The sequence below is a fragment of the Rhizobium sp. AN5 genome (assembly GCF_900215255.1).
GTDB classification, from domain to species: Bacteria; Pseudomonadota; Alphaproteobacteria; order Rhizobiales; family Rhizobiaceae; genus Agrobacterium; species Agrobacterium tumefaciens.
Genome location: NZ_OCMJ01000004.1, coordinates 1481825 through 1496999 on the forward strand (window position 1 = coordinate 1481825; position 15175 = coordinate 1496999).

The window sequence follows — 15175 nt, forward strand, 5'->3', positions numbered from 1 at the left end:
TTTCCCCACTGCGAGGGCTGCCTCAGACGGCAGCCCCCAATCTTCACTCAACCGGATCAGCCGCTATCAGCGCGCCACCAGGCAGCTGCCACCCGCTGCGCGGAACTTTTCGCACAGCGCCACGGCTTCGTTCTTGTCACCCGCCGGGATGCGGACGCGGTAGAACGTGCCCTTGCCGGCGATCTCAGCGGCCTTGATGTCGACGCCTCGACCAGAAATGACCGAACCGAACTTGGCCGACATGTTCTGGTAGGACTTCTGGGCCTCCGCCTGGCTCGGCAGGGACGCAATCTGGATGTAATAACCACCCGAAGACGGCGCGCTCGTTGCTGCGGGCATGGCGGCGGCTGTCTGCTGCTGTGCAGCCTGCGGCTGGGCCGGAGCAGTTGCAGCAGGACGGACGTTGCCCTGATTGGTCACCGTTGCCACCACATTGGAAGGCTGTGCGGACGGACGCGCCGAAGGAACGGGCGCAGCCGACTGCGAGGCCGGTGTGGAGGAAGCGGCTGGCGTATTGGCCTGCGGGTGTTCAGGCGCAACCGGAACACGCGAAGCGGCGATGACGGCGGGAGCGCCCTCACCCGGCTTGGCTGCCTGCGGTGCAGCAAGCTCCGCGACCTTGTCTGCCTTCGGTGGCTGGGCAGCAGGCGCATCGACTTCCTGTGCAACCAGCGTACCATCAGGCTTGACGATCATGGTGCGAACCTTGCGCGGCGAAACGCCCGTCGCACCGGCACCTTCGTTCTGGCTGGCCTTTTCTTCCGGCGAAAGCAGGCGCGGATCTTCAGTCTCGCCAACCGGCGTGCCGGTGGCTTCCATGTCCGCGTCGTTTTCGCCTTCCAGCGGCAGCTGTTCGGGTATCAGCGTACGCTGGACCACATCGACAGGCTTTTCGTTGCTGGAGATCAGCGCCGGCTGCTTCGGATCGGCAGCGCTACCACCGGCCACGCGGTCGTAAACCGCCTTGTCCTGATTGGGCACGACGCGGCCACCCGGATTTTCCGGCACCACCTTCATCGGGTCGTTATCGGCGGAAATGATGACCGGCGCGCCATTGGAGCCTGCACCGGACGAACCGCCTGACATCAGCGCGTAAACACCACCACCGACAAGCACCAGACCGATTGCTGCGGCAACCGGCATGATCCAGCGGCGACCGCCGCGTTCTTCTTCTTCGCGATAGGCCGCCTGATGGTCGACATAGGTATTCTCGGCATCGCGCGGCGCATTGCCACGCGAGGCAGCAGCCTCCTGCATGGAGCGGCGGAAATCTTCTTCCAGCGCCCGCTCAAACTCGTCGACTTCCTCCGGACCCTGTGCCTGAGGACGCGACTGCGGGGCAGCAGCCCGGTTTTCCGCATGTTTGTGACGGTCGAGACCACCGGCAACCGCCGGGGCAAACAGCGTTGCGAGCTCGGTGTCGATATCAAGGTCTTCTTCGTGACGACGGGCGACAGGCTTGGGTTCGAAAACGCCAACCGGCAATTCCGGCACGTCCATCTCGGTAATATTTTCCGGATGTTCTTCCGTCTCACCGATCTGCGAGGGATCGAAAGGCAGGCTTTCCAGCGTTTGTGGTGCAACCGGTTGCGGTGCGGCTGCGACCGGACGCGGCTGAACCGGAGCGGCGGCTACCGGAATTGCAGCAACCGGGGCCGGGCGCGGCTGAGGTGCTGGCTGTTCCCGCACCGGCTGCGGCACGGCGGCAGCAACAGCTACCGGAGCGACCGGCTGCTGGCGAACGGGCTGCGGCACAGGCGCAGGTGCGACTTCCGCTGCAGCGATTTCGGAAAGATCGAGGTCAAGATCGAGATCATCAAGCGCAAGCTCGAAATCATCGTCGTTGAAACCTGCAAAATCCCCAAAGTCCGGCTCCTGAACGGGCGGCGCTGCTACGACCGGAGCTGCCTTTACAGGGGCTGCGGCAACCGGCGCCGTGGCAACCAACGGCGGTTCCACTCTTGCAGCCGGAACGATAGGCGCAGCCTGTGCGATTGGGGCATCCTGAACGACAGGCTCTTCGCCGCGTCCGGGAATGGAATATTTCGCAACGCCGTAGATCAGTTCGTCCATCGGCGAAAGATTTGTTTCAACCGGCTTCTCTGCAACCGAAGGCGCAAAGGTCGGTGCGGTTTCTTCCGCCTGAACGAAGACGGGCTCAGGCGCCGGAACGGGTTCAGCCTGTGGCTCGATCCGGGCTGCGGGCAACGCTTCGGACCTCGGCTCGATCCGCTTCGGATCACCTGCCGCAACATCGCGGCGCGCGCCGAAATTGGCAAGCGGCAGACGCAGGCTGGAAAATTCCAGCGAAGAACGGCCACCATGCGAAGGCGGACGCACCGAAATCGGTGCCGGCGCTTCGGCGACGGCGATCTCTACCTCATCGGCAAGATCGAAAGCCTGCGGCTCAGGCGCATGGCTCTGATCGGAATGCGCAATATTGCTCGAAACATCGGCCGGAAGCTCAGGCATAGCGTGCCATGTGCTTTGAGCCGGCTCGACAGCCTGCTGCTCTTCCCATGCGGCCTGCTGGTAAACCACCGGCTCGGCAGGGCGCGACTGGCGCGAATGCACATCGAAAACCTCGGCAACCGCACCGGCATCGTCACGGAAATCCGCGCGGATGTCCTGCGTCGACGTCTCGACGTAATTGTGAATGTAGGCCTGATCGGCCTCGGGAAGCGGCTCCTGGCTCACTTCGGGCGCGGGACTTGCCTCGAACACGGGTTCGTCCGCCGGTGCAAGCTCAGGCTCGCGGCGGGCGAAAACCGATTCGACGCGCTGCATGAAGTCGCTGGGGTGGATGCCCGCACGCACATCGTTTGCCGGGTCAAGAACGACCGGATCGGCATGCGGCGCATCGTAAACCTCGAACTCTCGAAGCAACTCGTCTTCGAGATTGAATTCGGGTTCGCGGCGGGTTGCCGCAGAGCCGGCGCGTGGCGCAGCTTCGGAACCCGCATGCGAAGGACGCTCATCGAAACCGACGATACGCGCCAGTTCTGCCAGAGGATCGTTGTCAGCGAACCCTTCAGACCGGGCGTCCCGGTTATACGCGACATTTTTTTCGACCATTACGTGTTCCACCATCTACGCATTGCAGCTCTTGCCAGCGTATTGTGAGCAAATAATGGTGATATGTTATCGCATCTCGTCAGGCGCGTCCGCTCCTAAAAGCGTAAGACCAGACTTCAAAACATTCGCGACAGCATTCACCAGCCCGAGTCTGGCAATGCTCAATTCTCGGTTTTTATCGTTAATAAAACGTAATTCCTGATGGTCTTTACCTTTGTTCCAGTGTCCATGGAAGGAACTGGCGAGATCGTAGAGGTAAAAAGCAAGCCTGTGCGGCTCGTGCGAAAGGGCTGCGGATTCGATCAGGCGCGGGTACTCAGCAAGCTTTGCAACCAGCTGCAACTCGTTGATATCGCTAATCAAAGTAACGGAAGACGCCATGTCGTCCTGCGAGAGCGCAAGACCCGGAAACGCTTCCTGCGCCTGGCGGAAGATGGACATGCAACGGGCATGCGCATATTGCACGTAAAAGACCGGATTATCCTTAGATTGTTCGGTCACTTTCGCAAAATCGAAGTCCAGCGGCTCGGAATTCTTCCGATAGAGCATCATGAATCGCACGGGATCGCGACCTACTTCGTCCACCACATCGCGCAGCGTGACGAAATCGCCTGAGCGTTTCGACATCTTCACTGGCTCGCCATCGCGATACAGCTTCACGAGCTGGCACAGAAGAACCGTCAGCTTAGACTTGCCTTCCGAGACGGCGCGCGCAACCGCTTCAAGCCGCTTCACGTAGCCGCCGTGGTCGGCGCCGAGCACATAGATCATCTCGGAAAAACCGCGATCGAACTTGTTCTTGAAATAGGCGACGTCGGCGGCAAAATAGGTGTAGGAACCATCCGACTTCATCAGCGCACGGTCCATGTCGTCGCCCACCTCGGTGGAACGGAACAGCGTCTGCTCGCGATCTTCCCAGTCTTCCGGCAACTCGCCCTTCGGCGGCGGCAGGGTGCCCTTGTAGACGTGGCCCTTGAAGGTGAGATCGTTGATGGCCGAGAGAATGGGGCCGCCATTGCCCTCATGCAGCGTGCGCTCCGAGAAGAACACGTCGTGCTTGACGTTCAGCGTCTCCAGATCCTCGCGGATCATCACCATCATTGCGGCGATCGCCTTGTCCTTGACGATAGGCAGCCACTTTTCCTCGGGCATGGCGCGCAGCTTGATGCCATATTCATCCGCCAGCGCCTGGCCGACTGGAACGAGATAGTCACCGGGGTAGAAGCCCGACGGAATGGCGCCGATATCTTCGCCAAGCGCCTCGCGGTAACGCAGGAAGACCGAACGCGCGAGCACGTCGATCTGCGAGCCGGCATCGTTGATGTAATATTCCTTGGTCACGCCATAACCGGCGAAGGCGAGCAGGTTCGCCAGCGTGTCACCCACGACAGCACCACGGCAATGGCCGACATGCATCGGACCGGTGGGGTTGGCGGAGACATATTCGACGTTGATCTTCTGGCCCGTGCCGATCTTCGAGCGGCCGAAATCGATGCCCTGCCCGATCATGTCGGCAAGAAGACGCTGCCAGTAACCGACAGAGACCTTGAGATTGATGAAGCCGGGACCGGCGACGTTGACGCTATCGACATCGCCATCGGCCTGAAGTGCTGGCACGATGAGTTCGGCCAGCGCCCGGGGATTGGTGCCAAGCGGCTTCGCCAACACCATAGCGGCATTGGTTGCGACATCGCCATGGCTCAGATCGCGCGGGGATTCGACCGTAATTCGACTGAAATCGACCTTTTCGCGGTTCTCTTTCACGAGATCGAGAGTCTCGAGCGCGTTTTTGATCCTGGTATCGAAATCGGCAAAAATGTTCATCGTTCCAACCTGCGCGAAGGGCTTCTGTTCATGTCCGGCCATCATAACCGGGTCGGCTTCGCGATCGCCCGCTGCCCTATCGCAAATCGGGGGTGTGGTCAAACAGCCGCTGGTGGGCGCGCAGTGCATAACTGTCGGTCATACCAGCCAGATAATCCCCCACATGGCGGGCTTTTGCGGCCTTACTCATACCGGAAATGCTGTCCACCCAGTAGTGACTCTGCATCTCTGCCGGCACTTCCATATAACGGTGGAAAAGGTCGGTAACGATCTGCGTAGCGCCGGCGCGGATGCGCATGATTTCCGGATGCCGGTAGATATGGGCAAACAGCAGTTTCTTGATCTGCCTGTCGGTTTCAGCCATTTCCGGCGAGAAAGTCGCGACGGTGAAATCGGCGGCGCGGATATCGGCCGCACTCTTCGGTTTCAGCCGGGAAAGATTCTGCTGCGCGACCCCGATTACATCCTCGACCATATGGGTGATCTGGCGGCGCATGATTTCATTGGCGAAGCGTTCCTTGTCGAGCACGGGATATTTCGCACGTACCTCGGCCATCAGCTTGCTGAGGAAAGGCACCTCTTCCAGCATCTCGAAGCTCAGATAACCGGCACGCAGGCCGTCATCGATATCATGGGTATTATAGGCGATGTCGTCGGCAATAGCCGCCATCTGTGCTTCAAGGCTGGCATAGCTGCCGATTTCCAGATCCTGCAGCTCGCAATATTCGAGGATGGGCAGCGGAACCGGGCCCTTCACGCCCTCGCCCTCGGCATTGACCAGCGGGCCATTGTGCTTCACCAGCCCCTCCAGCGTCTCCCATGTCAGGTTGATGCCGTCATATTCGGCGTAACGGCGCTCCAGCTTGGTGACGATGCGCAGCGACTGTGCGTTGTGATCGAAGCCGCCATAGGGCAACAACACCGCATCCAGCGCATCCTCCCCGGTATGGCCGAACGGCGTGTGGCCGAAATCATGCACCAGAGCCACGCCCTCGGCCAGATCCTCGTCCAGCTTCAGAGCACGTGCGAGTGCGCGGGCAATCTGCGCAACCTCGATCGTGTGGGTGAGCCGGGTGCGGTAATGGTCGCCGTCAGGGCTGATGAAAACCTGCGTCTTGTGTTTAAGTCGGCGGAAGGCCGTGGTGTGGACAATGCGGTCCCGGTCGCGCTGGAACTCCGAGCGCGTCAGGCTACCCTCCTCAGCAAAAAGACGCCCGCGCGTGGTCCATGGATCAGAGGCGAAAACCGCCCTCTCGCCACTTCCGAAACCCAATGCGCGCTGGTCTATAATCATTCATCCACCTGTACTGTTCTCTGGCCGGGACTTCCTTTGACCCGAAGTCCGTGGCCTTTGACCATTGACCTTTTCATCCACCCTTCATACCTATCGCAAAGGTCGGCGCAAAGCATCATCGCTGCAAAGGCCGTTGCGGACATCGCTATAGACCGTTTATTTGACTGGTTTATAATGGTGGCGACAAATCTATTGCTCTCCGGTTCTTGACCCCGGCACGAGGAACGACATGGAAAACAGCGACATTACACTTTCGGAAGCCGCAGCGAAGCGAATCGCCCAGATCGTGGCAGCGGATGCGGGCAAGCAGGCTCTGCGCGTTTCGGTGGAAGGCGGCGGCTGCTCGGGCTTCTCCTACAAGTTCGATCTGGCGGAAGACCCCGCCGATGACGACATCGTGATTGCGCGCGGAGACGCCAAGGTGCTGATCGACAGCCTGTCGGTTGTCTATATGGCCGGCTCTGAAATCGACTTCGTCGACAATCTGCTCGGCCAGTCCTTCCAGATCAAGAACCCGAACGCGGTCGCAAGCTGCGGCTGCGGCACCAGCTTTTCTATTTGATAGTGATATCAAGCGCCAAGCTTGAGATCATTCACGCCTTTCTCTCCGCCCTCGTTCCTGTGCTCGTCACAGGAATCCAGCCGACGCGCGTCTGCGCGGGGAGACAACCCTTTCAGCCCAAGGACTTGGGCTGACTGGATTCCTGTGACAAGCACAGGAATGAGGGTTTGGGGACGCTGCGGTGCATCCATAGCTGTTGATCTACCCTGCCCCGGCTTCTATCCACCACATCCTCACCAGCCGTTTCCAAAAACGGTGGCAATCGCTTTTGCATCGGGTAAAAGTAACCTCACAAAAGGGAAACTCCGATGAAGATTGCCACCTGGAACATCAACGGCGTCAAGGCGCGTATCGAAAACCTCTGCCAGTGGTTGAAGGATTCATCGCCCGACATCGTTTGCCTTCAGGAAATTAAGTCAGTTGACGAAGGCTTTCCCCGCCTTGAGCTGGAAGCGCTCGGCTATCACGTCGAGACCCATGGCCAGAAGGGTTTCAACGGCGTCGCCCTTCTGTCGAAGATGAAGCCCGACGAGATCAATCGCGGCCTGCCGGGCGACGATGCCGATGAACAGGCGCGCTTCATCGAGGGCGTGTTTTCCGTTGATGGCGGTGCGATCCGGGTCTGCTCGCTCTACCTGCCGAACGGCAATCCGCCTGACGATCCGGTCAAATATCCTTACAAGCTCGCATGGATGGAGCGGCTGCGCCGCTTTGCCGAAGATCGCCTTGCGCTTGAGGAGCCGCTTATTCTGGCGGGTGACTACAACGTCATCCCCGAACCCTTCGATTGCCACGATCCGCGGGTCTGGGCGGGCGATGCGCTGTTCCTGCCCAAGACGCGCTCGGCATTCCGCAGGCTGGAAAATCTCGGCTTTACCGATGCCGCACGCGCGACGACGGATGAACCCGGACTTTATTCCTTCTGGGATTATCAGGCTGGCGCATGGCCTAAAAATAACGGCATCCGCATCGATCACCTCATGCTGTCGGCGGAAGCTGCCGACAGGCTGCAATCGGTCAGCATCGAAAAACATGTGCGGGCTTGGGAAAAACCGTCCGACCACGTACCGGTCTGCGGTTATTTCAATTTCACGCCGATTAATTGAACGGCGCTCGCCGCGCGAGTTACAGCATTTCCAGTAAAGTGCTCTGAAACAAAGAGTTAGAGCACTTCAAACGATTCTGTTTAAACAGGACGTGCTCTAAGTCGCCTCAGCCACAATGGACGTCATTGTCAGTTCGGATCGTCGATCTGCATGTTCTGCGCCATCGCGATGGCCGCGCGGCGATCGTTTTCACCCGCGAGCGAAAAAGCCTGTTCCTGAAGGGTCTGGATCCAGGTGCAATCCACCGCCGTGCATTTGTCGAGCGCGGCCGTCATGAAGGCGAGCCCCTGCGTCGTCTGGCCTTCCTGGAAAAGCAGATTACCGAAAATCGACATGGCGCCGGCATGGCCGTGCTTGCGTGCCTGATTGAGCCACTTCTTGGCCTGCTGCACATCCGCCCGGCCGCCCTCACCCGCAAGGATCATTTCCGCCAGACGAAACTGCGCTTCAGCCACGCCAAAGGTGGAAGCCACCTGAAAATAAAGCTGGCGGGCCTGCGACAGGTCCATCTTTACCGGAGTGCCGGGAATGCCGTGCCGATAATAATCGGCAAGAGAAAGCAGCGCGTTGACGAAGAAGCCGGTATCCTCGGAGCCCGGCTCGACACCCTGGCTGGCGATTTCGCTGTAAATCTTGAAGGCTTCGAAGTCGTTCTTGGCAACGCCATCGCCGAAGGCATACATATTGGCAAGCGCCCAGCGCGAGCCGGTATGGCCCTTTTCGGCCGCATAGCGATAGGCCTCGACGGCTTCGTCCTTGTTACCGTTCTTGTAGGCCTTGAAGCCGAACTTGAACAGGTCGAAGGGGCCTGATTCCTTGGTAACGCCTGCGTTGATGTCAAAAGCCAGCACCGGCATTGCGAGCGACGCAAGCAAAAGGCTCATGATGAGCGGCTTTAGAACATGTGCTTCACATTTCAGCATTTAGGCGAACTTCTCTCACTCTTCCCGGCATATAGCCAATACTTGCGGAATACTGCAAAGCTGAACCCCGCCGGGTCGCGATTTTTCGAACACACTGCGTCTTTCCGGCAGCACTTTCCAGCGCACTGCCGGTGGTCATATGCGGTAATTGCTCCAAATTTTCAGTGAGACAGATATAGGCATAATTTCCGGCAATATAACGGCGTTTGACCGCCTGCCGGTCAGCGCCAAACAAGAAACCCGGATCAAATTCCCGTATTACTTGCTTAAACCCTGAATCCAAACCCGTTTTCACTCTTCGCAACTCCGCAGGCCCACATCAAACGCCTGCATGTTCTTCCATCCCCGCGTCCATAAACAGAAGCCAAGCACCTTGTTTGTGGCGGGAAATGGACAGATATGCCCACATTCCAACGCTGCACCACGCTTGCAGAAAAGTGTTGCCAAATCGTCACAAAACTTTCGGGCTAGAAATTTTTATCGAGCAGGAATCATAGTCGGGAATGAAAAAAGGTCCGGTTGGTAAACCGGACCTTTCTTTTCGTTCAGGTGTGCGAATGGTGTCAGAACTTGACCTTGACGCCCGTAGAGATCGCAGCCACGAGATCGTTGCCGAAGTCGTAGCCCGCCTCGTTGCCGCAGGTGAAGCCAGCGCCGCAAGGTCCACCGTTGATGGATGAGCTACCGGAGGTCAGGAGGCCGAGAGCACCGGCAACCTTGAACTCGATATTCTTGTTCGGCGAGTAGACGATCTGCGTGCCCAGCGTCCAGGTGTCGGTCTGTGTGCCGATGACCGTCGATGTACCGCGATCCCAGGTCAGGCTTACAGCACCGCTCCACTGTTCGTTGAACTTGTGACCAACGCCGCCGGAAATCGTCCAGCCATCACGATAAAACAGGTCTAGCGTGTTCAGCGTGTCAGCGCCGCTCGGAACGCAGGGAGACGTCCCTACCGCGCAGAAAGGAATGACCTGAATCTGGCTCCAGTCAGTCCACTTCACCGAACCGAAAGCGAGCCAGTCCGGCGCTATGCCGGATTGCACCTTGAGTTCGATGCTGTCTGGCATTGAAACAGAGCCATAGATCGGCACGAGCTTGCCGCCGTATTTCGCGAGTGTCGGAGAGATGGACGGCGGCGTCTGCGGAACCCCTCTGACGTCGGCGAACCCGGTCAGGTCGTGATCGACGGCGCTGTTATAAACAAGGCTCGCACGGAAGGCCACCTCGGGGATTTCGTAGGCAACGCCGGCGCGCCAGCCCCAACCGTCCCCTTCCATCTCAAGTTTGCCGACGCCGCTGAAGCTGGACCAGGCCGGATTGAGGCCAAGAACAGCTGGCCCAAGAACCTGACGGTATTTATAACCGCTGATCTCCTGGTAAAAGCCGCCGCCGATAATCGAGAAGTCGCCCTTGCCAAGATCAAACTTCACACGGCATGTGGTGGCGTAATTGTGCGACTTGACCTTGGTTTCGATATTGTAGCTCGATCCCTGCCAGATGCCGGGATTGAGATGCGCGCCCCAAGGCTGCGAATAATCGAACATGCAGTCGCCGAAATCGCCGATTGCCGCCTTGGCGCCGATGCGGGTCGACCAGAAGTTTTCAGAGTCATCTGCACTCCTTGACCACGTCGCAGGCAGCGGACCGCTCTTCAGCGGATTGTCACGCGCATTCTCAACCTTGCGCTGCGGCGCAACGAATGTGGCGGAACTGTCGAGAACATAGTCGGACGGGTCGAACAGCAGGTCGATATTGTAGCCACCGCGCTCGAGGCCGCCCGCCAGTGAAGGCGTGACCGCCGCGATGCTGGCTACGAAACATACTGCGCCGCGAAAAAATGCAGTTTTTGCCATCTCTCTCCCCAATCAAGGCAATGTGATCATTGAGAGAGTGAAATGCTTTGCGGCAAATGACAATCTGCCGCGGCGCGGCGCGGTTGCCACCGGATGGCCATTTTTTTACGTAAGTTTTTGATGTTGGGCATCTTACATAATCATTTTAGGCTATTATTCTAATCCAATTAAAAAAAACGACACAAAACGAAACAAACTCCCAACCCGCACCGGAAATGTCGCCAAATAACCACAGTTGGACGTTTCCGAAGAAAATCGCTTATCAGGCCGTTTTTATTGATCTTTTTCGTCTTGCCGCGCGGTTTTGTGCGCCTCGCGGCTGAAATAATCGCGCTGTCACGCAGTGCATGATTCGCCATTGCAACGCAGCAATGAACTGAGCCAGACCTGACAGAACGCAAAACGCCCCGTTTTCACGGGGCGTTTTGATTTTACATGCAACAGGAACCTTATCCAGCTTCGCTGACCCGCTGCAGGGCGGTTCGAAGACTTGTCAACTGAACTTCCAGTTCCGCCTTACGCTCGCGCTCGGCGGCCACAACCTCCGGATCGGCATTGGCCACGAATTTTTCGTTCGACAGCTTCTTGTCGATCCGTTCCATCTCCGCGTCCACCTTGCCGATCGCCTTTTCGAGACGGGCCTTTTCGGCCGCGAGATCGACGAGGTTGCCGAGCGGCAGGCAGACGGTGGCCTCACCGATGATGATCTGCGCGGAGCCCTTGGGCGCCACATCGGCACCACGGATTTCATCGGCACGCGCCAGGCGCCGGATGGCGGCTGCATGGCGATCCAGCCGCGCTTCTGTCGAGGTGTTGGCACCGACCACCACCAGCGATGCGGTGGCGCCCGGCGGCACGTTCATCTCGGCACGCGTCGAGCGGATGCCGGAAACCAGATCGATCAGCCAGTTGATTTCCGCAGCCGCGGCATCGTCGCGGAATTCCGGAGTCGGCCAGTCGGTAAGGCAGAGAAGATCAGCCCGCTCCTCGCCCTCGCCCGCCGTATGCGCCCACAGCTCTTCCGTCATGAAAGGCATGAAGGGATGCAGGAGCTTGTAGATCTCATCCAGAACATAGGCCGCGCAGGCCTGCGATTCCGCCTTCGCCGCCTCATCCTCGCCGCCGAAAACGGGCTTGAGCAGTTCCAGGTACCAGTCGCAGAACTGGTTCCAGACAAAACGGTAGAGGATGCCGGATGCATCGTTGAACCGGAAGTTCTCAAGAGCCGCCGTCACATCGCGCGCGGTGTTGGCAAGCTCGGTCAGGATCCACCGGTTGATCGTCAGCGATGCGGTTTCGGCCAGGAAATGCGGATCGCGCTTTACACCGTTCATTTCGGCAAAACGCGTGGCGTTCCAGAGCTTCGTGCCGAAGTTGCGATAACCGGCAATACGTGCCGGATCGAGTTTCACGTCACGACCCTGCGCCGCCATGATGGCGAGCGTGAAGCGCAGCGCATCCGCACCGTATTCGTCGATCAGTTCCAGGGGATCGATGACGTTGCCCTTGGACTTCGACATCTTCTGGCCGTTCTTGTCGCGAACCAGCGCGTGGATATAGACGGTGCTGAACGGCTCGACCGGATTGCCGGCATCGTCCTTCATGAAATGCAGACCCATCTGCATCATGCGGACGACCCAGAACGGGATGATGTCGAAACCGGTGACAAGCACGTTGGTCGGATAATAGCGCGCCAGTTCCGGTGTCTTTTCCGGCCAGCCGAGCGTCGAGAACGGCCACAGCGCCGACGAGAACCAGGTATCGAGAACGTCTTCGTCACGGGTCAGGATTTCCCCCGGCTTGAAGTTTTCAAGCTTCTCCTCGACCCAGGCCTTCCACGGACCTTCATGGGCGATATAATGCTGGATAGCGGCCTGAAGCGCCTCTTCCTCGGTCTTTTCAACGAAGACCTGCCCGTCAGGACCGTACCATGCCGGAATCTGGTGTCCCCACCACAATTGCCGCGAGATACACCAGGGCTGGATATTCTCCATCCACTGAAAATAAGTGTTTTCCCAGTTCTTAGGCACGAAATTGGTGCGGCCTTCGCGAACCGAGGCAATTGCCGGCTGAGCCAGCGTCTTGTTGTCCACCCACCACTGGTCGGTGAGGCGCGGCTCGATCGGCACGCCGCCACGGTCGCCATGCGGCACGACGTGCTTGTGCGGCTCGATCTTGTCGAGCAGGCCGGCTTCCTCGAAGATTTCGACGATGACCTTGCGGGCGAAGAAACGATCCTGCCCTTCCAGGCGATCCCATGCGCCGTGCAGCGCCGCCGGATGATTGAGGCCCTCGAGGAAATCCTCGTTCTCCTTGATGGAGATCGTCCCATCGATATTCATGACGTTGATGGCGCGCAGACCGCAACGCTTGCCGACCTCGAAATCGTTGAAGTCGTGCGCAGGCGTGATCTTCACGGCGCCAGTTCCGGCCGTCGGATCGGCGTAGTCATCGGCAACGATCGGGATCTTGCGGCCAACGATCGGCAGGATGACATGCTTGCCAATGATGCCCTTGTAGCGCTCGTCTTCCGGGTTCACCGCAACACCGGTATCGCCGAGCATGGTTTCTGGCCGCGTGGTCGCAACAACGATGTAATCGCGCGTTTCGAACTCGGTGGGCTTGCCTTCCTCGTCAAATGCGATCGGGTGCTGATAGGTCACACCCTTTTCCAGCGGATAACGGAAGTGCCAAAGGTTGCCCTTCACTTCCAGCTGTTCGACTTCCATATCGGAAATCGCGGTCTGCAGCTTCGGGTCCCAGTTGACGAGGCGCTTGTCCTTGTAGATCAGGTTCTGCTTGTAAAGGGTGACGAACACCTCGAGAACGGCCTCGGACAGACCCTCATCCATGGTGAAGCGCTCACGCGACCAGTCACAGGACGCACCGAGGCGCTTCAACTGGTTGAAGATCAAACCGCCGGATTCGGCTTTCCATTCCCAGACCTTCTCCACGAAGGCCTCACGGCCCATTTCGCGGCGGCCCGGAAGCTGCTGTTCCATCAGCTTGCGCTCGACGACCATCTGCGTGGCGATGCCCGCATGGTCCATGCCCGGCTGCCACAACACGTCCTTGCCGCGCATGCGCTCAAAGCGGACCAGTATGTCCTGAAGCGTGTTGTTGAGCGCATGGCCCATATGCAAGGAGCCGGTCACATTCGGCGGCGGGATGACGATGGTGAAGGTTTCCGCGCCCGGTTTGGCGTTGGCGCCGGCACGAAAAGCGTTCGCCTCGTCCCAGGCTTTGGCGATCTTCGGTTCGACGGATGCGGAATCGTAGGTCTTTTCGAGCATTTCCTGACCTGAATTTTAGAGTTCTTGTGTGGATTTTTTTAAATAAGGATGGATGGTCGAGAGTCAACAGAAACCGACCCGTCAGCGACTATGACCCCATAGCGCCTTCATCTTCAACAAAAAAGCCGCCCCGGTGCCGGAGCGGCCTCTGTTTCATTATCTTGCGCATGTTACAAGATGCGGACGAACAAGGCCTAGCGGCGCGAGCCGCGCGCCACGCGTTCGATTTCCTCACGCACGAGACGCTCAACAAGGGTCGGCAGATTGTCTTCCAGCCAGTCCTGCAGCATCGGACGCAGCATTTCGGCGGCCATATCCTCGATCGAGCGCCGTTCGACGCCATCGAAAATTTCCGCAAGTTCGCTGAAGGAACGGGCGATCTGCGCACCGGCAGCCGCGGAAATGAGGTTGAGCGAAAGGCCGCCCTCTTCCTTGGGTTCGGCCAGATCGAATGACGGCATCTCGACAGCAGGTTCCTGCACCGAAATCTCGAAATGCTCTTGGGCTACAGGCGTTTCGATGGCGCCACGCAGCGTCAGCTGGTCGAAACGGTTCTCAAAAGCTGCGCTCTCGACAGCGGCAGCAGCAGCGCGATCCTCGGCGGCAAAAGCTGCCGGCTGTTCACTGGTGCTCGCGGCAGCGGCCGCCAGCAGTGGCCGCACATCCGTCGGGCGCTGCGGCGCAGGGCGTTCAACCTGTTGCACAGCCGAAGGCTGGGGTGCGCTGGAGGAATGAGCGGCCGGGGCTGCCTGCATGGGCTCACGCTGCGCCTGGGCGGCAAATGCCTGCGGCCCCATGGCAGCGTTGCGGTCGGCGGCAGCGCGAACGCGCGCGGCAACATCGGCAAGCGACATGCTTTTCTCGGCCGAGATTTCCTGCTGTTCTGGCGTCTGCTTTTCGGAAGTCGCGGAAAAATCCTGCACCGGCCTTGCGCCAAATGCCTGGTTTGCGGCGGGGGGAACGCGCGCCGGCGGGCTGATGGCCTCCGTCACGAAGGACGCTTCGCCTGCGCCATCGTCTTCGTCGTCATAGACAGGCGGCAACTGCCCGGAAAACGCACCGGTAGGTCCAGTCTCGTTGCTTTCGATGATCCGGCGTATGGACGCCAAGATCTCTTCCATGGACGGTTCACGCGCTACGCTTGGCTGAGCCATATCAATCCCCGGTTTCCACTCTCTAGAACGCCTTGCGTCCATACGGACGCCCAAAGGACGCTCCAACATTTTAAATCTGCACACCGTTCCT

10 protein-coding genes are annotated in these 15175 nt (G+C 59.0%); 2 read left to right on the plus strand and 8 right to left on the minus strand.

Going from position 1 to position 15175, the window contains the following annotated elements:
* Positions 1 to 66 precede the first annotated feature (66 nt).
* The 3 genes from CRP02_RS19810 to CRP02_RS19820 all read right to left on the minus strand — a co-directional run bounded on the left by CRP02_RS19810 (position 67) and on the right by CRP02_RS19820 (position 6193).
* Positions 67 to 3075, minus strand: a complete 3009-nt coding sequence (locus CRP02_RS19810) for an SPOR domain-containing protein (RefSeq protein WP_097172084.1) — start codon at positions 3073 to 3075, stop codon at positions 67 to 69.
* A gap of 66 nt (positions 3076 to 3141) precedes the next feature.
* Positions 3142 to 4899, minus strand: a complete 1758-nt coding sequence (gene argS / locus CRP02_RS19815) for an arginine--tRNA ligase (protein WP_097172858.1) — start codon at positions 4897 to 4899, stop codon at positions 3142 to 3144.
* Positions 4900 to 4975: 76 nt separating this feature from the next.
* Positions 4976 to 6193, minus strand: coding sequence for a deoxyguanosinetriphosphate triphosphohydrolase (locus tag CRP02_RS19820; protein ID WP_003515612.1), 1218 nt, complete (start codon positions 6191 to 6193; stop codon positions 4976 to 4978).
* Positions 6194 to 6422: 229 nt separating this feature from the next.
* On the opposite strand from CRP02_RS19820, the gene erpA reads away from it, so the two are divergent.
* Entirely contained in the window at positions 6423 to 6755 is a 333-nt protein-coding gene (gene erpA / locus CRP02_RS19825; protein WP_003515615.1) for an iron-sulfur cluster insertion protein ErpA, read from the plus strand.
* Positions 6756 to 7063: 308 nt separating this feature from the next.
* Positions 7064 to 7861, plus strand: a complete 798-nt coding sequence (gene xth, locus CRP02_RS19835; protein WP_097172086.1) for an exodeoxyribonuclease III — start codon at positions 7064 to 7066, stop codon at positions 7859 to 7861.
* A 128-nt stretch (positions 7862 to 7989) separates the two neighbouring features.
* On the opposite strand, the gene exoR is transcribed toward xth, so the two are convergent.
* The 5 genes from exoR to popZ form a co-directional block, all read right to left on the minus strand.
* Entirely contained in the window at positions 7990 to 8784 is a 795-nt protein-coding gene (gene exoR / locus CRP02_RS19840) for an exopolysaccharide production regulator ExoR (protein WP_097172087.1), read from the minus strand.
* Positions 8771 to 9079: a hypothetical protein gene (locus tag CRP02_RS19845; protein WP_233283652.1), complete on the minus strand. Its 309-nt coding sequence runs from the start codon at positions 9077 to 9079 to the stop codon at positions 8771 to 8773. Before CRP02_RS19845 ends, exoR begins: the two co-directional genes overlap by 14 nt.
* Before the next feature lie 268 nt (positions 9080 to 9347).
* Entirely contained in the window at positions 9348 to 10637 is a 1290-nt protein-coding gene (locus tag CRP02_RS19850) for an outer membrane protein transport protein (RefSeq protein ID WP_003515621.1), read from the minus strand.
* Positions 10638 to 11086: 449 nt separating this feature from the next.
* On the minus strand, positions 11087 to 13930 hold the full coding sequence (locus CRP02_RS19855; protein WP_019566150.1) for a valine--tRNA ligase: 2844 nt from the start codon (positions 13928 to 13930) through the stop codon (positions 11087 to 11089).
* A 194-nt stretch (positions 13931 to 14124) separates the two neighbouring features.
* Positions 14125 to 15084 (minus strand): cell division protein PopZ, encoded by a 960-nt coding sequence (popZ, locus tag CRP02_RS19860; RefSeq protein WP_097172088.1) that lies wholly within the window; start codon positions 15082 to 15084, stop codon positions 14125 to 14127.
* Positions 15085 to 15175: the final 91 nt, after the last annotated feature.